This window comes from Bacillus sp. IS1 (genome assembly GCF_032461585.1).
Lineage (GTDB): Bacteria > Bacillota > Bacilli > Bacillales > Bacillaceae > Bacillus > Bacillus velezensis.
The window spans coordinates 858,724-878,092 of sequence record NZ_JAWCWR010000001.1 but is presented as its reverse complement, the minus strand read 5'-3'; the positions used below and the strand labels follow the sequence as shown (position 1 = coordinate 878,092).

Here is a 19,369-nt window from a genome sequence, read left to right as displayed (position 1 = left end):
TCTCAAACACCCGGTCTTTTTAGGGCTTAAGTTTGTCTAATTTCTGACGAAGCGGACGAAACCGTTGACATCAAAGCTGAATTCTCATACCATTTGGATAGTCAGTAAAATTGAGAGAGGTCATAAGATGAATCAGACAGAAAACAAACCTAAAAGTTATACCGGTATCGTGCTGACATTGACCGTTCTGATCAACGGGTTAATTGCGGTACTGTTTTTTATGCCGAAATCGGGACAGGTCAGCATTGCTAATATTCATATTCTGCCGATGTTAAATGCCATTTTTAACAGCTTCACGTTTATCTTTTTGCTGGCAGCGCTCTTTATGATTAAGCAAAAAAACATTCAAGCGCATAAACGTTTTATTTTAGCGGCGTTTACGACGACTTTGCTGTTTTTGATCTGCTATGTCGTGTACCACTCGATAGCTGAGAATACTTTATTCGGCGGCCACGGCATCATGCGCGGGATTTACTTCTTTATTTTAATTACGCATATTTGCCTTTCCTTCATCATCGTGCCGCTTGCGCTGTTTACGCTGATCAGAGGATTCAGTATGCAGGTGGAGCGCCACAAAAAAATCGCCAGATGGACGATGCCGCTCTGGCTGTATGTCAGTCTGACGGGCGTCATTGTATACTTAATGATCTCACCGTATTATTAAAAAAAGCCGTGCTCTGCGCGGCTTTTTTCTATTGATTGAAAAAGGCGCCTCATCAGGGCGCCTTTTACTCTTCAAGCGTTTCAAGTGTTGTTACATTTAAGGATTGTTCAACGGTTTTTGTTTTTGCTTTTACTTTTTCTGCGTACGTGTAATCACCATAGCAGTAGGGATAACGGAAATTGTCTTTGTTCCCTCCGCAAGTGTAAAGTTTCGGATTCTTTTTGACCTGCTGCTCGGAGTATTGTTTTGCCAGTTCCTCAGTATGCGATCCTCCATGTTCAGCCACAAAATCAATATAGCCGGCTCCCATGTTGTAGCTTTGTATAATTGTATCCAAGTCTACGCCCTTTTTCTTGCCTGTTTGGTACATGAGAGTGAATTGTTTGATTCCCTGTTTGATACTGGTTTGAGGGTTTTTAATCTCATTTCGCTTTAAACCCAGAGATTCTGAAGACTGCATGGGATCATTTCCTCTTCCTTTTGACTCCTGATATATCATGCCGAGTACAAGCGATGTATATTTGGTGAGTCCTTTTTCATCCAGCTCGTCTTCAACAAGCGGTTTGTAATCTGTCAGCCGTTCAAGGACGATCGGTTTGACATCAAACGGAAGACTTTTGAGCAATTCATTATTTGAAAATAACAGAATGAGGAAGAAGGAAACCATGACAAAAACACATATCATCATAAGACCCGCGGCAGCGAAACAGCCTTTTTTCTTTTTCTCCACTGTGTTTCACCCTCAATTTCAGGAGCATTATGACTTTTTCATTATGACACAGATGAATGCGCGAAACCAAGCGGAAACCCGTATTTGAAACATAAATTTAAAATAACGGTTCTTTTGTCAGGCGCAGGATGTATCTGCATCAATTGACATTTGGTATAATTGGGCTACTTGAGAAAAGAAGGGTGAGGTATATGACTGAATTTCACGAATCCGGAAACACGAATGACCCTGCTGTCGATTTAGATGAGGAAACTTTATTTTTGGTTGCCCAGACTTTTAAGGCACTGTCTGATCCGACCAGAATCAGAATTCTCCATTTGCTGTCACAGGGTGAGCACGCGGTAAATGATATCGCAGAAAAGCTGAATTTGCTGCAGTCTACCGTTTCTCATCAGCTGCGTTTTCTTAAAAATCTGCGCCTCGTCAAATCACGCAGAGAAGGAACATCCATCTATTATTCTCCTGAGGATGAACATGTGTTAGATGTGCTTCAGCAAATGATTCACCATACGCGGCACGATTAAAAAACATCCCTGCTTTTTAGACAGGGATGTCAGCCGTACTGACTGTTATTGGTTTGGTCTCTGCTCGTTTTTAAAACATAAAAAGAGAAGCCGCTGTAATACACTGCGATGAAATAAAAGATACTGATGGTCAGCGGATCGGCCCCGACCGTTTGGCTGTATGCCTCCGGATGGGTAAAGTCCGCTGTGACCCGGTAAATTTCAATAACGCGATAAACAAATCTCGATAGGAATAACGTTAATAGAATAAGTTCAATCCACAGGTGAGTGCGAAAATACATTTTTCCGCGGCGTTCTTCAAAAGAAATGTTCCGTTTGGCAAACAGGACCAGAAGCCAGCCGCAAAAAGTGCCGAATATAAGATGGCCGTATAAAGCCGGGTGTGTGATGCTGAAAAACGCCAGAGCTGCGGCCAGCAATGAAAACAAAATCATTCTGGTATAAAGCCAGCGGGGTTTCAAAGGCTGAAAGCCGACGGACCGTTTCACCTTTTTATACAGGAAAAAGGCAATCATTAAGACAGGGCAGATGCTTTGAAGTGTGATATGCATGGTGTGGAACTCCCCCTCCGTTGAGTAGTGTATGCTTATCCGGCTGGTTTTAGTAGTGTGATTTATTCGCAGGCTGAAAGCATCTTTTATCACAGTATGCGCGTTTCTTTTTTTTGCATAAGAGAAGCGCCCGCGCCTTTTTCAGGATTTAGTCAGAAAACTCTTGATAAACTAACGGTATTAGTTATAATAAAACTAATGATATTAGTTTTAGGGGGATGTTGATGAGAATCTTACAATACGGAAGTGTTTGGCAGCTGACTTTTTTTCCAGCGCTTTTCCCGGTGAATTGTTATTTGGTTGAAGAAGGAGAAGGAGTAACCCTGATTGACGCCGGACTGCCTAACAGTCATAAAGGAATCAAACAAGCATTGCGGCAGCTTGGGAAGCCGCTGAATGACATATTACTCACCCACGCGCACGGGGATCACATCGGTTCGCTTGACTCAATAGCTGCGGAATTTCCGGATGCTTCCGTCTGTATTTCTGAGCGGGATTCTTTCTTGCTGAAAGGTGACACTTCTTTATTTGAGCATGAAGCACAAACGCCGATAAAGGGGGGAGTGCCGAAAAATGTTCAGACCGAACCTGATCGCCTGCTGAAAGGCGGCGAGCGGATCGGATCTTTACTTGTCATTCCCGCTCCCGGTCATACGCCGGGAAGCCTCGCTTTTAAAGATATGAGAAATGATATGCTGATCGTCGGAGATGCCTTTCAAGTACGGGGCGGCCTTGCTGTTTCTGGGAAGCTGAAATGGAAATTTCCGTTTCCGGCTTTTGCTACGTGGAATAAAGAAGAAGCTGTAAAAACAGCAAGAACGCTTATCGCTCATCAACCAAGCAGTCTGGCCGCCGGACATGGAAATGTTCTCTGCAATCCCGTTGAAATGATGGCTGAGGCTGCTGAGGAAGCCGAACGAAGCCTGCCGGGAGGCCGATCATAATGTCACCGAGAGTCGGAATGAGCCTTGACATGATATTGAGAGCCGCAGCAGGCATCGCTGACGAAAAAGGGCTGAACGAAGTGACGCTTGCGGCTGTTGCAAAGTCCTTAAACGTAAAACCGCCTTCCCTTTACAATTTTGTCAATGGCCTTCAAGGAATTAAAACAGAGCTGGCTGTCTCCGGTTTAACTATGTTATATGAAAAAATGGCGGCCTCTGCAGAACGACTGACGGGCGAAAAGGCTTTGCTTGCTCTTGCCGATGCCTATATCAATTTCGCCGAAGCCAATCCCGGATTATATGACGCAACATTTCAAAAGATAAAAGACGGGCGGATTGAGAATCTGTCAAGCCTGCTTGTAGAGCTTGTTGTCAGGCAGCTGACAGCGAACGGTTATGCACAGTCTGACACTGCGATTCATGCTGCGAGAGGACTGAGGAGCCTTCTTCACGGATTTGCCGTGTTGAGAAAACAGAGTGCATTTGAATTAACCGAATCAATTAAGGAAAGCCGGAAGTTTGCAGTTGTTGCGTTCCTAAGAGGTTTGCAGGAAAGGGAACAATAATATTATTATGTAAACTAAATAAAAAGGAGGGACAAATGGATTCATTACAACATATCATTTGTGAGCGGCGCACCTATTCACATATTTTTGATTCTCATGCACACACATACTGCCAAATGCTCTTTCCGCTCGAAGGACAGCTGGACCTGGAGACAGAAAGACGTGAAATCAGATTAAAACCTGATCAAATGCTGTATATTCCGCCCGGGCATGAACATCGGTTCCGTTCTTTGGAGCGAAATGAATGTCTTGTTCTCGACATACCGGCATTTTTTTTCAAAGGTTCCTTTGACCCCGGCGTTCTGAATAAGCTTGATCCTTTTTGGACATCGATTCGGTTTCTGCTGACAGAAGAGACAAAGCAGCAGTCGGCTCATTCATTGAGTCTGCTTGCAGAATATATTGCTGAAAAGATACAAGAAAACCGTACGAATCATTCAATTGCGTATATCCGCCGAAATCTCTCAAAGACTTTTACAATTAAAGAGCTCGCCGCAATGGAACATTACCACCCGGCGTATTATTCCGACTGGTTTAAAAAGCAGACGGGAAAAAGCCCGCAAGCTTATATTGCTGAGCTCCGTATGAAGAAAGCGGAACAAATGCTTATTGAAACAAAATGCCGGCTGACAGACATCAGTCAGGAGGTCGGCTTTCAAAATTTGTCGTCCTTTACCAGATGGTTTGTCAGACATAAGGGAATAACGCCCCGCGTCTTCCGAAACACCTTTCAATCTGATAAATAATCCTGAAAATCGGTTAAATAAACTGCTTCCTTTTTTGGTATCATGATTGTAAAAAAGGAGTTTTTGATATGGCAGTCATCGAAGATTTTATCAAGCTTGATCTTAGAATAGGAACGGTCGTAAAAGCGGAAGTATTCCCGGAAGCAAAGGTGCCGGCCATTAAGATGACAATAGATTTCGGCGAAGAGATCGGCATGAAACAATCAAGCGCCCAGATTACAAAACGGTACGAACCGGGTGATCTGACGGGCAGACAGGTTACCGCTATTGTCAACTTTCCGCCGCGGCGGATCGCCGGATTTAAGTCAGAAGTTCTCGTTCTCGGCGGCATCCCGGAAAAAGGAGATGTTGTCCTGCTTACGCCAGAGCAGACAGTACCGAACGGAACGAAAATCGGATAATAAAAAAAGACGTTTGCAGAAGCAAACGTCTTTTGCGTATTGAGGCGATACACCACACGCCACATTCGTGTGTGCCGCAAGGGCATGTGCATCGGCTTACACAATTCAGCTCATCGCTATATCAATATAGCATGGTGGGTGTGGAAATGCAAGAGATTTTTTAACATATGTTATATCTGGCTTTGTTTTGCCGATCCCAGATTCCTTCGTGTAAGGTTTTGTTTGAAATTTTATGATCTTGAATAAAGCAGTTCGACAAATGCAAGAGATTCATCTAATCTTATATCCTATGGTAAAATTTAGACAGAAAGAAGCGGAAAGGAGACGTAAATGAAGGTATTTGAAGCATCCTCGTTCATTTCAGCAGCGGAGAAACGAGCAAAAGAATACGATCAGATTAGAGAACAATTTATCAATCTCAGGAAAGCTTTTCAGGGGATGGCTGACTTAGACGACAGTGAGTTTTCAGGCAAAGGCGCCGACAATATCAAAGCCTTTTTTCAAGACCACGCAGGCGTTACAGACAGCTGGCTTAATCTGATCGATATGAAGATTGCTTTTCTTAACAGTATCTCAGGAAAAGTAACTGATGCGGGATTAGCCGATTCGTTTGTGGAAGAGTCCTTTTTAGAACATGAGCTGATCCATGCGAAGAATAAATCAAAAGCTATCATGCAGGAGCAGCGCAATGAAATGAAAGGTATCCTTGATGAAATCGGCGATATCATTCATCTAGAAGTTTTCTCGACAGAAGATGTCGATCAAAAGCTGGATTCAGCAGATAAAAAACGGGATGAGACCATACATAAGCTCGGAAAGCTTGATCACGATCTAACGAAAGAATACGCAGAAACCGAGGCAAATGAACATTTCATTCAGGCTGACTTTCAGCAGCTCCAAAATGCTACAGGTAAAGGGAAAAATGCAACACCACTTCACTATAACGCCAAGGCGTACAGAGAAAGTGACATACATAAGAAAAAAGGCGAGATTACAAGACACTCAGACGCTTATCTGACGATTAAGAAGGAAGAAGCGAAAGAGCGGGAAATCAAGGATCTCAAGAAAAAGCTCGCCGACGGTGTGACCGATCCGGATGAATATTTGGAAATTGCTAAGAAGATCGGCTATGAAAACCTTGAATCTTCCCAGCGGCAGTATGTGACGCAGCTTGAACAAGCAAAACAGCTGGAAGAAGCCGGAGAAGTGACTTGGGATATTTTAAAAGGAGCCGGCGTTGGTTTATATGATGTCGGGAAAGACACGGTAACCGGTCTATGGGACTTCATAACCGATCCGGGGGAAACGCTGTCAGCACTGGGGAATGCAGTACTTCATCCTGTTAAAACATATGATGCTGTTTCAGCAGCAATTGAGGAATCGTATCAAAAAGATATGGTAAATGGAGATGCGTATTCCAGATCAAGATGGGTGACATATGCGGTCGGTTCAGTGGCTGTGGCTGTCGTCGGAACGAAAGGCGCAGGAGCCGTTAACAAAGCTGATGCGGCGGGGAAGGTCATCAACAAGGCAGGACAGGCAGGTACGAAAATAAAGGATGTTAAAATTCCGGATTTGCTGCCATATAATCCAAAGTATGATCTTGCTCTGGCTGATAACGTACCATACAATGTGGTTGACAGCCAAAACCTTAAAAATGAACTTTTGACCAATGCAAAGAAAATCCCGGATGGAACGAGAAAGCCGTTTACTGGTCAAGAAATAAACCTTCCTTGGTTAAATAAAGAAAAGTATGGTGCTGTTGAAATAGATGGCAAAGTAAAAGTTAAAGGACAAATTAGAGATGTAAGCCGTAGAGTCTATACCTTAAAGGACATTGATATTAATCAAAAAACTCCAAAAGGAAAAACCAACCTGGAATTAATGAAAGATGGTAAGTCTCCTTATGCTAAAGACGGAACACAGATTAACTTACATCACCTCATACAAGAAGAAAGTGGACCGTTGCTTGAGATACCTAATAGTTTACATACAAAGTATAGCGACGTAATACATGGCCTTAAAGGTAATGGAGAAAGCTTCAGGAATGATGTTTACCTGGAGAAACAGTACAATAACTTTAAGACAAGGTATTGGAAGTGGAGAGCAAAACAATATGAGAAAGAATAAGGGGTTATAAACCATGGATTTTTATTTGAAAGTAAGAGAATTCATAGCTGATAATGCAAAAGAAAAAGATTTTACGGGTGGGATTGGAGAAGATAAAATTTTAAAAATTGAGCAAGATCTTCAAGTCACGCTGCCAGATAGCTACAAATGGTTTCTTAGAAACTATGGTTCTGGCGGGGTTTATGGAATCGATTTATTAGGCTATGATTTTGGCGGTGCTTCAGTTGTAGAAACAACCAGGGAATATCATGAATATAGGGGATTGCCAAGTGGCTTAGTAGTCATAGAACATGTTGATTTTTTTGGGTATTGTTTAGATACCAATAAAATCAACAGTGAAGGAGAATGTCCAGTTGTTATTTGGAGTGAATTCGGTGGCTATAAAGAACTTAATTCTGCCCATTTTATAAAGTTCTTTTATGAAAGACTTCATGAGATGAAAGAAAACTGGGAAGAAGATGAAGACTGGGACGATTAATAAAAGAAAGCTCTCTTTTAGAGAGCTTTTTTCAGATTTTCAATTTTTCAATTTTTAACAGGCTTTATAATGAGCAAACAGGCATTACTCAAAATACTCGCCGCGCCTATCCAAAGCAGCCATTGTGTTGCGGTCAGCCATGAGGCAGTTAGGATAAAGAGTCCGATGGCAATTGATATATAATTGCCGGCTCGGTCCAGTTTACGTTTGCGATGAATTTTATATTTAGCATGAGAAATAAATTGATCAATTTTATCTTTCAGCTCATAGCATTTTTCCTTCATCTTATCCTCTGTTTCTTTTACTTTTCGATAAAGCATATTATTCATCGTCTGCACCCCCATATCGCCGTTTTGAAAATTCAGCCATGATTTTTTCTTCATAGTCATCTGAGATGAATTGTGCCTGATCTTCAACTTTTAAATGTGCTTTTTCTTCAAAACCATCCTGTTCTTCACCATCAAAACGATAAAGTTTTTGCAATAGCCTCCAGAATGTTTCAATTTCATCAGTTGTGAAGTCTTGAAACATATCCGTTAAAAAATAGGTGGATTTTTCTGAACAGGAAATTAACGCTTTTTTTCCTTCAGCGGTAATCTCAATATTGATTGCACGTTTATCCAGTTTGCTTGGCACAGTGTGAACATATCCTTTTTTCGCGAGGCTTGAAATTAATTTGTTAGCGGTTTGTTTTGTTGTGCCCAGCTTTTTAGCGATATTCATAAGTGTGGTATCTTCCGTCGGTAAATGGGCAATAGCAATAAGAGTCATGTGCTGTCGGGAAGTCAGCAGTTCTAAGTATTCGTCCCCCCGAGCCTGCACTTTATTGACAACCGAAAATAATGATGCGTAACTTTGTTGCATAACATGCAGTTCCTTCATTAGTAAATTAATATCCATAAGTTATCTCCTATCTGAATTGTCACCATGTTGACAATTACAATATACATCGAAATAGAAAATAAGTCAACATGGTGACTAATAGTAGCGGGTGCGGCTGTTTTCAAAAATGTCACAGGCAGTCGGAGTGTTTACAAAAGGAGAAATAAGTATAATAAATGCGAAAAGGGCATTAATCCAAAGTGAGAAGGTGTTTGACATGCAGAAAGTGAACTGGTCAGAACAGTATGAATGGTTCAATAAACAGGATGAAAAAGACGGGCGTTTAATGGCGCTCCTTCGTCATGAGCTTACATATGAGGAAGTCATACGGTTATATAAGAAAGGGTTTTATTTGAAATCTAAAGAAGGGGATGTTTCGTTAAGTAAGAACGATATCCTTCGTATGTTTGGGGTTGAAGAGAGGCAGGGCGGCGTATCTTAATGAACGGGAAGAGAAAAACCCTTCCCGCTTTTCATGGCAGCTGTTATTCTTTTTCCAGCATAGAAGTCAGCCATTCTCTTAATGTATTCTTCTGCACATACCGCTTTCCGTTTCTCGTGATATGCGGAATGTCAGAGGTGTCGGGCACGATTTGTTTTGCTTCTTCCTTCGTAACTCCTAAATAATAACCAATATAGAAGTGCAGATCTTTTTCTTTAATGAGAATGTGGTCAGTGTGTTCATGAGGATCAGGTGATTTAAAGTTTTTCAATCCGTCTCCGATGAAATATCCGGCTAAAGCGATTCCGATGCCGGTAATGATATCCATACAGCAAACCTCCAATAAACGTTATCACTTTTTATACGGTGAAGCCGGCTGAAAGGATTCAGCCTTCATCAAAACCGCCCGGCGTTTATTGCGGGCGGTTTTGATTGCTGAGCTTTTCCACCTGCACCTTTCCGGAGAAGAAAACAGCGCCTCCGCCCATATCCGCCAGCCGATCGGGCGTGAGCGAGTTGACAAGCTGTTTTTTATCATCCATATCGGCCCAAAGACCTTGGCTGACTGCAACGCCGGGAAGCACCTGTTCGCCGACCGAAGCGGTTAATTCACACTCGCCGCGGTGATTCCAAACTCTAACGGTTTCCCCGTCTTCTATGTTCCGGCGTACAGCATCCTCTGTATGAATAAAAAGCTTTGGCGCTTTTTCTAATTTTACGTGTTTTTCATTATTCGAAAATGTCGAATTTAAAAAATTATGATTCGGTCCCGGGACAAATAAAAGCGGAAAATCGTCATCGCTCTCAAGAGGGATGTGTGTCGGCAGCGCCGGATAACCGTCCTGTTTCATCTTTTCCGAATATAATTCAATTCTTCCGCTCGGTGTCTTGAGCTTTCCCGGAAAAAGCGGTTTTTTCCGTTTGGCTTTCATGAAGGAATGGCGTGAGAGCGCTTCGTAATCAATATCCTCGATATACGGATTGTCGGGAAAGTCCAGCGCCTGTCTGATCAATTCCTCATCGGAATCCTGAAGCTCCTGCTCGGTAAATCCCATTGCTCCGGCAAGCAAACGGAACACTTCCGTATTCGATTTGCTGTCCCCGTAGGGTTCGATCACCGGTTTTTGCAGCTGAATAAAATGATGCCAGTAAGACGTGTAAAAATCTGTGTTTTCAAATGCGGATGCAGCAGGGAGCACGATATCCGCATATTTGGCGGTTTCCGTTAAAAACAGATCGTGAACGACTGTAAATAAATCCTCCCGCAGCAGGCCTTTTCTGACTTTATTCGCTTCCGGCGCAACCACTGCGGGATTCGTACCGTAAATAAACAGGGAGCGCACGGGCGGTTTTGTTTCTAAAAGAACGCTTCCGAGCCTGTTCATATTAAATGATCGCGGCTTCCTGCCGTAAAGCAGATCAGGCCGCTGGAGCGCTTGTCTGTTATAGTTTAATACCGCGCTGTTGTGCTTGATTGCGCCTCCTCCGGTGTTGAGCCACTGTCCTGTAACAGCCGGAAGGCAGGCGACGGTGCGGACGATCATTCCGCCATTGTCATGGTGCTGAATGCCGTTTCCGATCCTGATAAGGGAAGGGGAGGTTTCCCCGTACATTCTCGCAAGACGTCTGATATCGTCGGCCTTAACGCCTGTAATAGCAGAAACTGTTTCCGGATCATAGTGTTTAACATGCGCTTTTAATTCGTCACTGCCTTCGGTGTATTCTGTGAGAAATGCTTCATCGTGAAGGTTTTCGTCGAATAAGACATGCATGATACCGAGGGCGAGTGCGGCATCTGTGCCGGGGCGAATGGGAATAAACCAATCGGCAAGCCGGCCGGTTTGGTTCTTATGTACATCGATAACGATAATTTTAGCCCCTTTTTTCCGGGCTTTTTGGACAATCATGACTTGGTGCATATTCGTGCTGACGGCATTGATCCCCCAAAAAATAAAGAGCTTTGCATGTATGGTCTCCTCCGGATCAGTACCCGCTCCTTCACCCATTGTATAGTTATAGCCTTCAGATCCGGCTTTGCTGCAGATCGTCCGTTCGAGATGACTCGCTCCGAGACGATGGAAAAAACGGCGGTCCATTCCCTCTGCCGCCAGTTTTCCCATATTGCCGTAAAAGCTGTACGGAAGAATGCTTTCTGCTCCTTCTTCGGCAATAAGCTCTTTCCAGCGCGCACTGATCGTATTGATCGCTTCCTCCCAGGAAATAGGCGCAAACGCTGCTTCACCTTTTTTACCGATCCGTTTTAACGGAACGGTTACACGCTTCTCATCATAAATACGCTCAGCCATGTGTCTGACTTTGTTGCAAATATTCCCTGATGTGACCGGGTGGTCGGGGTCTCCCTGAATGTTAACGATTTTTCCGTCTTTTTTTGTCACAAGCAAGCCGCATTGATCGGGACAGTCTAGTGAGCATACCGACTTAAAGACCCCGTTCGGCTGTGTTGCAGCAGAATTCATAGCCCATTTCTCCTCTTTGTTTATATTGTAAGCATTATAACATTTCAAAATCGAACGTCAATTCAGAAAAAAGTGTTGACATCACGGAAAGACTTTTCTATGATGAATTTATTCTTTTAAAAAGCCTGACAATTTCATCATTTTATTTTCTATCCAGAGAGGTGGAGGGACTGGCCCTATGAAACCTCGGCAACATTTATTGTGCCAATTCCAGCAAGCGTATGCTTGAAAGATAGGAAAGGATGATCTATACATATTTGTGCGCTTCAAGCGCATAAAGACGGTATATGAATCTCTTTCCTTCTTTGGGGAAAGAGATTTTTTTATGAAAAAATTTATGTGAAAAGGATGTTTTGCACCATGACGGTTTTAATTACCGCACCATATCACGACGAGGGGCTGAAGGAGCTGACTGAGCTGTTCGGCCGGACTGTGCACCGGCCGTGGAAGAAGCATGGCCGGGCCTATCGGGAAGATGAATTGATCCGAATGATTCAAGAGACAAACGCGTCGGGGCTTATTACTGAACTTGATGAGGTGTCTGAGCGTGTTATTGACATATTGCCTGATTCCGCTTTTATCGGTGTCTGCAGAGGAATGCCGTCTAATGTGAATATTGCGGCGGCGACTAAAAGAAAAATCCCCGTTTTCTTTACACCGGCCCGCAATGCCCAGGCCGTTGCTGAAATGTTTATCGGAAATGTGATTTCATTTTTGCGTCATACGTATTCTTCACATCAGTGGCTGAAGGACGGGAAGTGGAATGGTGATTATTTGCAGGCTTACGTCAAATTCAGAGGAAATGAGCTGACAGGGAAAACAGTCGGCCTTATCGGTTTCGGAGCTGTCGGACAGAGAATCGCCCGGCTATTGGCCGCTTTTGACTGCAAGGTGCTTTACTATGACCCATTTGTCCGTCATGAAAACCGGGAGTATGAAAAAACGACGATTGAACGGGTATTTTCTGAAAGTGATATTGTTTCCGTTCACTTGCCGCGCACAGAAGAAACCATCGGCCTTATCGGCGCCCGGCACTTTCAATTGATGAAACAGGAAGCTGTTTTTGTCAATACGTCAAGAGCGGCGGTTACAGACAGGGAAGAGCTGCTGCGGGTGCTGAAAGAACGGCGGATTAAGGGAGCGATCCTTGACGTGTTTTATCACGAACCGCCTGAATCTTCTGATTATGAATTGATCTCTTTGCCGAATGTGTTAGCGACTCCCCATTTAGCGGGCGCAACATTTGAAGTGGAAGATCATCATGTGAAGATTTTAAATGAAGCGCTTTTCAAATGGAAACAAGATCAAACCTGCTCAATACGTGAACTTTATAACAAAAGAGAACTTGAAACGGAAGGAGGAGGCTGTAATGGCTGAACAAAAAGGCTACCTTGTATTTGACATCGGAACGGGGAATGCGCGAGTCGCGGTCGTGACAGCCGGCGGTGAAGTGACCGCGCTTGAAAGGGAAGACATTGAATATGTGACGGATCCGCTTTATCCGGACGGACGATATTTCTCACCGGAAGGGCTATGGACGCAAATCAGCGCTATGGCAAGGAAGGTTATTGCCAAGAGCCCTCATATTACATTAATCGGAATTACCTCAACAAGCCAGAGGCAGGGAATTGTTCTGATCAATAAAGATAAAAAGGCATTTCTCGGTCTGCCCAACATTGATAACAGAGGCCGTGAATGGGAAGACGGGATTGAGGCAAAAGAAGAAGTGCATCAGCAAACCGGACGTCTTCCGAGTGCTTTATTTTCCGCCATGAAACTTGTCGGATTAAAAGCTAGACAGCCGTCTTTATGGAAAGAAGTGAAGTACATCACAAGCATCAGTGACTGGGTGACATTTGAGCTGAGCGGTATTTTAAGCTATGAACCGTCACAGGCTGCTGAAACACTGTTGTTTGACGTAAGGAAAAAGGCGTGGTCAGAGACATTATGCAACATCTTCGGTGTGCCTTCTGCCATTCTTCCTTCACTCGTCCGATCTGGGACGGTTGTCGGAATGTTAACGTTTAAGAAAGCGGCGGTTCTAGGTCTATCTGAAAGAGTGCCTGTGATTGCAGGCGGGGGAGACACACAGCTTGCCATCAAAAGTGCAGATGCAAAGCCGGGAGATATCGTCATCGTATCCGGGACGACGACGCCGATTACAAAGATAACAGCGGAGACCGGAACCGAAAGTTTAAAGAATGCATGGCTGAATTGCCATACAGAAGAAGGTCAATGGCTTCTTGAAACGAATCCGGGTGTAACAGGACTCAATTATCAAAAATTAAAATCCATTTTTTATCCGAATGAATCCTACGGCGTCATGGAACGGGAAATCGCAAGTCTGCCGAAACATGATCATGCTTGTATTTCTGCATTAGGCTCCTATTTATCGCCTGAGAAAAACGCACTGGCAAAAGGCGGATTTGTTTTTGACGCTCCGCTGTCTCAAAACTTAAGCAGAGCCCATTTTGTCAAAGCCGCACTGCTGGAAATCGCTTTTTCAATCAAATGGAACTATGAGGCGTTAACAGAGGTGGCTTCCTTTTCACAAGATTATGTGAAGGTGTGCGGCGGCGGTTTCCAAAGTGATGCTTTGACGCAGTTTCTTGCTAACCTTCTCCAAAAGAAAATCTATAAGAGAGAGGGGTTCAGCCAGGCATCCGCAATGGGAGCGGCGATGATTTGCAACGAAGCTCTCGGTGTGAAAGCAGAGCTTTCGAGCCGCACAAAGGTAATTGAGCCGGAAGCGGATCAGACGGATCTCTTCCTATATGAAGAATGGAAACATACGCAAAAATTATTTACTCATTTTCAGCCGGCGGTGAAAGCCTGACTTGGGGATGAGATGACAACATGAAAGATTGCTGAGGAGGAACAAAAATGCTTAATAAAATAGGAATTCCGAAACAGCTCGCCTGGGGATTTTTAGGGGTCGTGCTGTTTATGATGGGAGACGGCCTTGAGCAAGGCTGGCTCAGCCCGTTTTTAGTTGAAAACGGCTTGACGGTACAGCAATCAGCATCCCTGTTTACGGTTTACGGTATTTCTCTCGCTGTGGCGTCTTGGTTTTCAGGGGTCTGCCTCGAAGCCTTCGGCGCAAAGCGGACGATGTTTATGGGGCTGTTGTTTTACGTGATCGGAACAGCCGCGTTTATCGCATACGGATTTGAAAATCTTAATTTGCCGGTGATGTATGTCACGTATTTTATTAAAGGGCTGGGTTATCCGCTGTTTGCCTATTCATTTTTGACATGGGTGATTTACCGGTCGCCGAAAAACAGGCTCAGTACGGCGGTCGGCTGGTTCTGGATTGCATATTGCTGCGGGATGTTTGTATTCGGTGCTTGGTATTCAAGCTGGGCCATCAAATCCTTCGGCTATTTGAATACACTGTGGAGTTCAATTTTCTGGGTATGCCTCGGCGCGTTTTTTGCTTTGATTTTAAATAGGGACCGCTTTGAAAAGAAAAAGGCAGATAAGCGGGAAAAGGCGCAGGAATTAATGAAGGGAATCACCATCCTTGCTGTAAATCCGCGCGTGCTCTCTGGGGGGATCATTCGGATCATTAACAGCATCGGAACATACGGATTTCCGGTATTCCTCCCGATGCATATGGCGCAGCACGGCATTTCTACAAATGTATGGCTTCAAATTTGGGGAACGATCTTTCTCGGAAATATCGTCTTTAACTTAATCTTCGGCGCAGTCGGCGATGCCTTCGGCTGGAAAAAGACTGTCATGTGGTTCGGGGGAGTGGGCTGCGGCATTTTTACTCTTTTATTATATTATGCACCTGTTGTATCACATGGGAACTTGCTTTTCGTCAGCATTGTCGGTTTTATATGGGGAGGGCTCCTCGCCGGGTTCGTTCCGATCGGGGCTATCGTGCCGACGGCGGCCGGCAGCGATAAAGGTGCTGCCATGTCTGTGTTAAATCTGGCTGCGGGCCTGTCGGCATTTGTCGGCCCCGCGCTTGCCTGGGCGTTCATCGGACTTGTCGGCGCACAAGGCGTTGTATGGATTTTCGCAGCGCTCTATTTCGTAAGTGCAATCTTGACAAATCAAATCAAAATACCTGAAGAGAAAACGGCAAAACACAATAAAGCATTGCCTGAATACGCTTCTTAACAGCAGCGCCCCGAAAATTCGGGGCGTTTTTTACAGCTGCTGAAGAAACCCGGCAAAGCGCTGAATTTGTTCACGTAACGATTGTTTGTTTTCGTGAAATTGTTTGAAACGATGTCCGTTTGCTCCGGACGGATGCGGGAAGCCTTCCAGAATGACCGCATGCCCCATTCTGCCGTTCTTCTTCAGCATGCGGCAGGCTGATTCTGCTGCTTTGCCGAGAGGGATAAGCAGAATGTCCTTTTCTATCATTTCTATTTCATCCGGAAAACATCTCAGCGCGTAACGGCTGAGAAGAGCTGATCTGCTGATTGCCGGCCGATGTCCCGTATAGTTTTTCTGTTTATAAAAAACAGGGTGTTTGATAACGGACGTTGTATGAAGAAGCTCCCGTTTTGAATCAAATAACCGGGATGAATCCTCAACGTGAAGCGCGGCCGGCAGACCGCATTCATTAAGCATTTCGATGATGTTCTGTCTCATTGAACCGGAAAGTCCGGCCGCTTTTTTTGTTTCATACGCTATTGTTTCAAGAGTTGCGCCTTCTTTTAAAAGCTGTGCCGCTTTTTTGTAAGCCAGCTGCATTTGAAAAAAACCGGGTGTGATTCCGGAAATGGCAACGACTGCATGAGGGTTAATATATTCATTATGAGGCGAATAATACAAATCCAGATCTCCGTCCTTGGCTAAATGGAAAGCCGGAGTCAGCAAATCCGATTTTGTAAACCCTTCCGAAGAAGATGGTGATTTAAGCTGCTGCAAAAAAAGCTCAAGCCGCTCACGATCGCAAATCATGTTATGCCTCCTTGAATCCGCCGGTTTCTCTTAGTGTCATCAAAAACGTCGGGTGACATGCAGGCTCATACATCACTTTTACCGGCGTTCCAGAGCATTTTTAAGACGTGAGACGTTCCTTTAACTTCGGCCGCCGTCGTTTGCACGGCTGTTTTTTTAGTGAGAAAATCTTCCTGCAGTTCTTTTTGCTTTTGCGATAACAGATCGGTTTCTGTTTTGATTTCATCAACGGCCGTCTGCATGGACGCTGTCGCGGCATTAATTTTCTTTATATCAGGCGCTGTGTTTCTTTTAAAACGCACGGCGGATACGGCTGCATAAATTAAAGCGGCAGCCGCAACGGCAGCACTGATATACAAAATGATGATCATCTGCTTTTCACTCCTTTTTTTCAGTTGATACCCTTTACGGATCGTGTTGAATCATTTTATTTGCTAATTGTTTTTTTTCTGCTTATAATGTGAAATCGTACATAAGGACATTCAGAAAGGGTGAAAGACGTGGAAAGCTTACAAAACAAAACGGCTCTTATCACGGGTGCGGGCAGAGGAATCGGCCGCGCCGCCGCTATCGCTTTAGCCAAAGAAGGAGTCAATATCGGTTTAATCGGCCGCACAGAAGCAAATGTCGAAAAGGTTGCGGAAGAAGTGAAAGCCCTTGGTGTAAAGGCATCATTCGCTGCTGCCGATGTAAAAAACCAAAAAGAGGTTGAGCAAGCCGTCTCCTCTATTAAAGAAGAACTCGGTGAGATTGACATCTTGATTAACAATGCCGGAATCAGCAAATTCGGCGGATTTTTGGATCTTACGCCTGAAGAGTGGGAAGACATCATTCAAGTTAATGTAATGGGTGTATACCACGTGACACGCGCCGTTCTTCCAGAAATGATTGAGAGAAAATCAGGAGATATCATTAATATTTCTTCTACGGCGGGCCAAAGAGGCGCCGCGGCGACAAGTGCGTACAGCGCTTCTAAATTTGCCGTTCTCGGTCTGACTGAATCTCTCATGCAGGAAGTCAGAAAACACAATATCCGTGTCAGCGCAATGACTCCGAGCACGGTTGCCAGCGACATGTCTATTGAATTAAATCTGACAGACGGCAATCCGGAAAAAGTCATGCAGCCTGAGGATCTTGCAGAATATATGGTTGCTCAATTGAAATTACATCCGCGCATTTTCATCAAAACTGCCGGTTTGTGGTCAACTAATCCTTAAACAAAAGGGGACCTGTCTTCGTGACGGGTCTTTTTTTGTTTCCGCAACCCGAATAAATAGGCATAAAGATCCGTTTTTGCAGAAAAAAGAGTGAAAAAGAAACCGATATCAGTTATAATTAAACTAAATAAACTATGTACCAAATGTTCATTAAAATTATTTTCCCCGCTCTCCAAAAAACAAATCAATACAAATCAAACTGTCCGAACGATAAAAAGGAAAAACGGGATATAAAGAGAATATTTAGTACATGGAATAATTTGTTAGAAGGAAGGGTGTGCACATATTGAAAGAAGAAAAAAGAAGTTCAACCGGTTTTTTAGTGAAACAAAGAGCTTTTTTAAAGCTTTACATGATTACAATGACAGAGCAGGAACGGCTTTACGGACTGAAGCTTCTCGAGGTGCTGCGTTCGGAATTTAAACCCATCGGTTTTAAGCCGAATCATACCGAGGTGTACCGTTCACTTCACGAACTTTTGGATGACGGGATTTTAAAGCAAGTGAAAGTGAAAAAAGAGGGAGCCAAACTCCAGGAAGTCGTTCTCTATCAATTTAAAGACTATGAAGCTGCGAAGCTTTACAAAAAACAGCTGAAGACAGAGCTTGACCGCTGCAAAAAGCTGATAGAAAAAGCCATTTCAGATAATTTTTAAATCCGGCCGGAACGCACCCGGCCTCCCGGGCTCAAAAGATTTGTAAGGTTTGTTTTGTGATTCATTATACATAATAACAGGCTCGGAACAATACACATCAATAAAACCTTCAAACTTGACATCGACTCCTGAAGTGGTAACATAAAAAACGTGTGAAAAATACGAACAAAATACGAACAAGGGAGATGTTACCGATCTTAGATCAAAAGAAAATTGCTTTTATCGGAGCAGGATCAATGGCTGAAGGAATGATATCAGGCATGGTCCGCGCAAAAAAAATTCCCAACCAAAACATCTGCGTGACAAACCGCCGCAATACAGAGCGACTCGCTGAATTGGAACATCAATATGGAATTCAAGGCATTGCTTTTGACAGCATGAAAACCGAAGACATTGATGTCTTTATTTTAGCCATGAAACCGAAGGATGCTGAAATCGCTCTTGCTACGCTGAAACGGCGTATTCAACCTCATCAAATCATCCTGTCTGTTCTGGCAGGCATAACAACCTCATTTATACAACAATCATTACATGACCGTCAGCCAGTTGTAAGAGTGATGCCGAACACATCCAGCATGATCGGCGAATCGGCAACAGCTGCGGCTTTCGGAGACCATGTCTCTTACGGTTCAGCAAAAACCGCGGTATCCCTTTTGGAATGCCTCGGGGAAGTATACGTGATCAAGGAAGATCAGATGGACATTTTCACCGGCATCGCAGGCAGCGGACCGGCGTACTTTTATTATTTAATGGAGTTTATTGAAAAAGCAGGTGAAGAAGCCGGCTTAGACAAACGGCTGTCCCGCAAAATCGGCGCGCAAACGTTATTGGGCGCAGCTAAAATGCTGATGGAAACGGGTGAAAAACCGGATGTGCTTCGGGAAAACATCACCTCTCCAAACGGCACGACGGAAGCCGGCCTCGATGCGCTCAGGTCAGAAGGCGGCGGAGAAGCCATTGCCAAAGCCATTAAACACGCGACCGAACGTTCTATTGAGATCAGCAAAACAATTGAAAAAACGGCAGCACTATAATCGTT

Annotated in this window: 23 protein-coding genes and 1 riboswitch; of the genes, 15 read left to right on the top strand and 8 right to left on the bottom strand. The window is 44.0% G+C overall.

Translation table 11 applies throughout. The features are described from left to right. Positions 1–127 precede the first annotated feature (127 nt). A complete protein-coding gene (locus tag RUW00_RS03665) occupies positions 128–664 on the top strand; it encodes a DUF420 domain-containing protein (protein ID WP_007611945.1) in 537 nt (178 codons plus the stop codon). A 64-nt stretch (positions 665–728) separates the two neighbouring features. Here the strand turns inward: RUW00_RS03665 and RUW00_RS03660 are convergent, their stop codons facing one another. After that, positions 729–1,394 (bottom strand): lysozyme family protein, encoded by a 666-nt coding sequence (locus RUW00_RS03660; RefSeq protein ID WP_017417956.1) that lies wholly within the window; start codon positions 1,392–1,394, stop codon positions 729–731. 191 nt (positions 1,395–1,585) lie between these two features. Between RUW00_RS03660 and czrA the strand changes: the two genes are divergently transcribed. Then, complete coding sequence (czrA, locus tag RUW00_RS03655) at positions 1,586–1,918, top strand: Zn(II)-responsive metalloregulatory transcriptional repressor CzrA (RefSeq protein ID WP_007407993.1); 333 nt, start codon at positions 1,586–1,588, stop codon at positions 1,916–1,918. Positions 1,919–1,947: 29 nt separating this feature from the next. Here the strand turns inward: czrA and RUW00_RS03650 are convergent, their stop codons facing one another. Next, entirely contained in the window at positions 1,948–2,469 is a 522-nt protein-coding gene (locus RUW00_RS03650; RefSeq protein WP_007407994.1) for a CcdC protein domain-containing protein, read from the bottom strand. Between the two features lie 224 nt (positions 2,470–2,693). On the opposite strand from RUW00_RS03650, the gene RUW00_RS03645 reads away from it, so the two are divergent. From RUW00_RS03645 to RUW00_RS03620, 6 genes are all read left to right on the top strand, one after another. After that, entirely contained in the window at positions 2,694–3,413 is a 720-nt protein-coding gene (locus RUW00_RS03645; protein ID WP_095272727.1) for an MBL fold metallo-hydrolase, read from the top strand. Continuing rightward, positions 3,413–3,979, top strand: coding sequence for a TetR/AcrR family transcriptional regulator (locus tag RUW00_RS03640; protein WP_280145169.1), 567 nt, complete (start codon positions 3,413–3,415; stop codon positions 3,977–3,979). The genes RUW00_RS03645 and RUW00_RS03640 overlap by 1 nt, the downstream gene beginning before the upstream one ends. 35 nt (positions 3,980–4,014) lie before the next feature. After that, the gene (locus RUW00_RS03635; RefSeq protein ID WP_280145168.1) at positions 4,015–4,725 is read left to right on the top strand and encodes an AraC family transcriptional regulator; all 711 of its coding nucleotides are present in this window, start codon (positions 4,015–4,017) and stop codon (positions 4,723–4,725) included. Positions 4,726–4,793: 68 nt separating this feature from the next. Then, entirely contained in the window at positions 4,794–5,126 is a 333-nt protein-coding gene (gene csaA / locus RUW00_RS03630; RefSeq protein ID WP_007611940.1) for a chaperone CsaA, read from the top strand. A gap of 330 nt (positions 5,127–5,456) precedes the next feature. After that, complete coding sequence (locus RUW00_RS03625) at positions 5,457–7,256, top strand: T7SS effector LXG polymorphic toxin (RefSeq protein ID WP_280145167.1); 1,800 nt, start codon at positions 5,457–5,459, stop codon at positions 7,254–7,256. A 13-nt stretch (positions 7,257–7,269) separates the two neighbouring features. Further along, on the top strand, positions 7,270–7,734 hold the full coding sequence (locus tag RUW00_RS03620; protein ID WP_029974608.1) for an SMI1/KNR4 family protein: 465 nt from the start codon (positions 7,270–7,272) through the stop codon (positions 7,732–7,734). A gap of 47 nt (positions 7,735–7,781) precedes the next feature. On the opposite strand, the gene RUW00_RS03615 is transcribed toward RUW00_RS03620, so the two are convergent. Both RUW00_RS03615 and RUW00_RS03610 read right to left on the bottom strand, forming a co-directional pair. Then, on the bottom strand, positions 7,782–8,063 hold the full coding sequence (locus RUW00_RS03615; RefSeq protein ID WP_039251206.1) for a hypothetical protein: 282 nt from the start codon (positions 8,061–8,063) through the stop codon (positions 7,782–7,784). Continuing rightward, positions 8,056–8,634 (bottom strand): MarR family winged helix-turn-helix transcriptional regulator, encoded by a 579-nt coding sequence (locus RUW00_RS03610; RefSeq protein WP_095272722.1) that lies wholly within the window; start codon positions 8,632–8,634, stop codon positions 8,056–8,058. Before RUW00_RS03610 ends, RUW00_RS03615 begins: the two co-directional genes overlap by 8 nt. Positions 8,635–8,833: 199 nt before the next feature. Between RUW00_RS03610 and RUW00_RS03605 the strand changes: the two genes are divergently transcribed. Then, complete coding sequence (locus RUW00_RS03605; protein ID WP_022553236.1) at positions 8,834–9,058, top strand: hypothetical protein; 225 nt, start codon at positions 8,834–8,836, stop codon at positions 9,056–9,058. Positions 9,059–9,101: 43 nt separating this feature from the next. On the opposite strand, the gene RUW00_RS03600 is transcribed toward RUW00_RS03605, so the two are convergent. Together RUW00_RS03600 and RUW00_RS03595 are read right to left on the bottom strand one after the other, a co-directional pair. Beyond that, positions 9,102–9,386: a hypothetical protein gene (locus tag RUW00_RS03600; protein ID WP_014418096.1), complete on the bottom strand. Its 285-nt coding sequence runs from the start codon at positions 9,384–9,386 to the stop codon at positions 9,102–9,104. 85 nt (positions 9,387–9,471) lie between these two features. After that, on the bottom strand, positions 9,472–11,535 hold the full coding sequence (locus RUW00_RS03595) for a molybdopterin oxidoreductase family protein (protein ID WP_280145166.1): 2,064 nt from the start codon (positions 11,533–11,535) through the stop codon (positions 9,472–9,474). 146 nt (positions 11,536–11,681) lie between these two features. Next, positions 11,682–11,774, top strand: a riboswitch (SAM riboswitch). Positions 11,775–11,895: 121 nt separating this feature from the next. Between RUW00_RS03595 and RUW00_RS03590 the strand changes: the two genes are divergently transcribed. The 3 genes from RUW00_RS03590 to RUW00_RS03580 are packed head-to-tail and all read left to right on the top strand — an operon-like array spanning position 11,896 to position 15,666. Continuing rightward, a complete protein-coding gene (locus RUW00_RS03590) occupies positions 11,896–12,912 on the top strand; it encodes a 2-hydroxyacid dehydrogenase (protein ID WP_007407339.1) in 1,017 nt (338 codons plus the stop codon). Further along, on the top strand, positions 12,905–14,371 hold the full coding sequence (locus tag RUW00_RS03585) for an FGGY-family carbohydrate kinase (protein WP_280145165.1): 1,467 nt from the start codon (positions 12,905–12,907) through the stop codon (positions 14,369–14,371). The genes RUW00_RS03590 and RUW00_RS03585 overlap by 8 nt, the downstream gene beginning before the upstream one ends. A 47-nt stretch (positions 14,372–14,418) precedes the next feature. Further along, entirely contained in the window at positions 14,419–15,666 is a 1,248-nt protein-coding gene (locus RUW00_RS03580; protein ID WP_104843525.1) for an RbtT/DalT/CsbX family MFS transporter, read from the top strand. A 30-nt stretch (positions 15,667–15,696) separates the two neighbouring features. On the opposite strand, the gene RUW00_RS03575 is transcribed toward RUW00_RS03580, so the two are convergent. Then, positions 15,697–16,458, bottom strand: coding sequence for a hypothetical protein (locus RUW00_RS03575; protein WP_280145164.1), 762 nt, complete (start codon positions 16,456–16,458; stop codon positions 15,697–15,699). 65 nt (positions 16,459–16,523) lie between these two features. Then, positions 16,524–16,829 carry a DUF948 domain-containing protein gene (locus RUW00_RS03570; protein ID WP_280145163.1) on the bottom strand — a complete coding sequence of 102 codons (306 nt, stop codon included), beginning with the start codon at positions 16,827–16,829 and terminating at the stop codon, positions 16,524–16,526. Positions 16,830–16,958: 129 nt separating this feature from the next. Here RUW00_RS03570 and RUW00_RS03565 point away from each other — a divergent pair, with 129 nt between their 5' ends. The 3 genes from RUW00_RS03565 (at position 16,959) to proC (ending at position 19,364) form a co-directional block, all read left to right on the top strand. Continuing rightward, positions 16,959–17,675, top strand: a complete 717-nt coding sequence (locus tag RUW00_RS03565) for a 3-ketoacyl-ACP reductase (RefSeq protein ID WP_007407344.1) — start codon at positions 16,959–16,961, stop codon at positions 17,673–17,675. A 286-nt stretch (positions 17,676–17,961) separates the two neighbouring features. Next, entirely contained in the window at positions 17,962–18,330 is a 369-nt protein-coding gene (gene rtp / locus RUW00_RS03560) for a replication termination protein (protein ID WP_003153833.1), read from the top strand. Between the two features lie 185 nt (positions 18,331–18,515). Continuing rightward, positions 18,516–19,364 carry a pyrroline-5-carboxylate reductase gene (gene proC, locus RUW00_RS03555; RefSeq protein WP_021494173.1) on the top strand — a complete coding sequence of 283 codons (849 nt, stop codon included), beginning with the start codon at positions 18,516–18,518 and terminating at the stop codon, positions 19,362–19,364. The last annotated feature ends 5 nt before the right edge of the window (positions 19,365–19,369 follow it).

Excerpts from the sequence above, each read along its gene's own strand:
- RUW00_RS03580 (WP_104843525.1), top strand. The coding sequence starts at position 14,419 with ATGCTTAATAAAATAGGAATTCCGAAACAGCTCGCCTGGGGATTTTTA.
- RUW00_RS03665 (WP_007611945.1), top strand. The coding sequence starts at position 128 with ATGAATCAGACAGAAAACAAACCTAAAAGTTATACCGGTATCGTGCTG.
- RUW00_RS03610 (WP_095272722.1), bottom strand. The coding sequence starts at position 8,634 with ATGGATATTAATTTACTAATGAAGGAACTGCATGTTATGCAACAAAGT.
- RUW00_RS03605 (WP_022553236.1), top strand. The coding sequence starts at position 8,834 with ATGCAGAAAGTGAACTGGTCAGAACAGTATGAATGGTTCAATAAACAG.
- RUW00_RS03585 (WP_280145165.1), top strand. The coding sequence starts at position 12,905 with ATGGCTGAACAAAAAGGCTACCTTGTATTTGACATCGGAACGGGGAAT.
- czrA (WP_007407993.1), top strand. The coding sequence starts at position 1,586 with ATGACTGAATTTCACGAATCCGGAAACACGAATGACCCTGCTGTCGAT.
- RUW00_RS03640 (WP_280145169.1), top strand. The coding sequence starts at position 3,413 with ATGTCACCGAGAGTCGGAATGAGCCTTGACATGATATTGAGAGCCGCA.
- RUW00_RS03595 (WP_280145166.1), bottom strand. The coding sequence starts at position 11,535 with ATGAATTCTGCTGCAACACAGCCGAACGGGGTCTTTAAGTCGGTATGC.
- proC (WP_021494173.1), top strand. The coding sequence starts at position 18,516 with ATGTTACCGATCTTAGATCAAAAGAAAATTGCTTTTATCGGAGCAGGA.
- RUW00_RS03650 (WP_007407994.1), bottom strand. The coding sequence starts at position 2,469 with ATGCATATCACACTTCAAAGCATCTGCCCTGTCTTAATGATTGCCTTT.
- RUW00_RS03575 (WP_280145164.1), bottom strand. The coding sequence starts at position 16,458 with ATGATTTGCGATCGTGAGCGGCTTGAGCTTTTTTTGCAGCAGCTTAAA.
- RUW00_RS03620 (WP_029974608.1), top strand. The coding sequence starts at position 7,270 with ATGGATTTTTATTTGAAAGTAAGAGAATTCATAGCTGATAATGCAAAA.
- RUW00_RS03615 (WP_039251206.1), bottom strand. The coding sequence starts at position 8,063 with ATGAATAATATGCTTTATCGAAAAGTAAAAGAAACAGAGGATAAGATG.
- RUW00_RS03635 (WP_280145168.1), top strand. The coding sequence starts at position 4,015 with ATGGATTCATTACAACATATCATTTGTGAGCGGCGCACCTATTCACAT.
- RUW00_RS03590 (WP_007407339.1), top strand. The coding sequence starts at position 11,896 with ATGACGGTTTTAATTACCGCACCATATCACGACGAGGGGCTGAAGGAG.
- csaA (WP_007611940.1), top strand. The coding sequence starts at position 4,794 with ATGGCAGTCATCGAAGATTTTATCAAGCTTGATCTTAGAATAGGAACG.
- RUW00_RS03625 (WP_280145167.1), top strand. The coding sequence starts at position 5,457 with ATGAAGGTATTTGAAGCATCCTCGTTCATTTCAGCAGCGGAGAAACGA.
- RUW00_RS03645 (WP_095272727.1), top strand. The coding sequence starts at position 2,694 with ATGAGAATCTTACAATACGGAAGTGTTTGGCAGCTGACTTTTTTTCCA.
- RUW00_RS03600 (WP_014418096.1), bottom strand. The coding sequence starts at position 9,386 with ATGGATATCATTACCGGCATCGGAATCGCTTTAGCCGGATATTTCATC.
- RUW00_RS03570 (WP_280145163.1), bottom strand. The coding sequence starts at position 16,829 with ATGATCATCATTTTGTATATCAGTGCTGCCGTTGCGGCTGCCGCTTTA.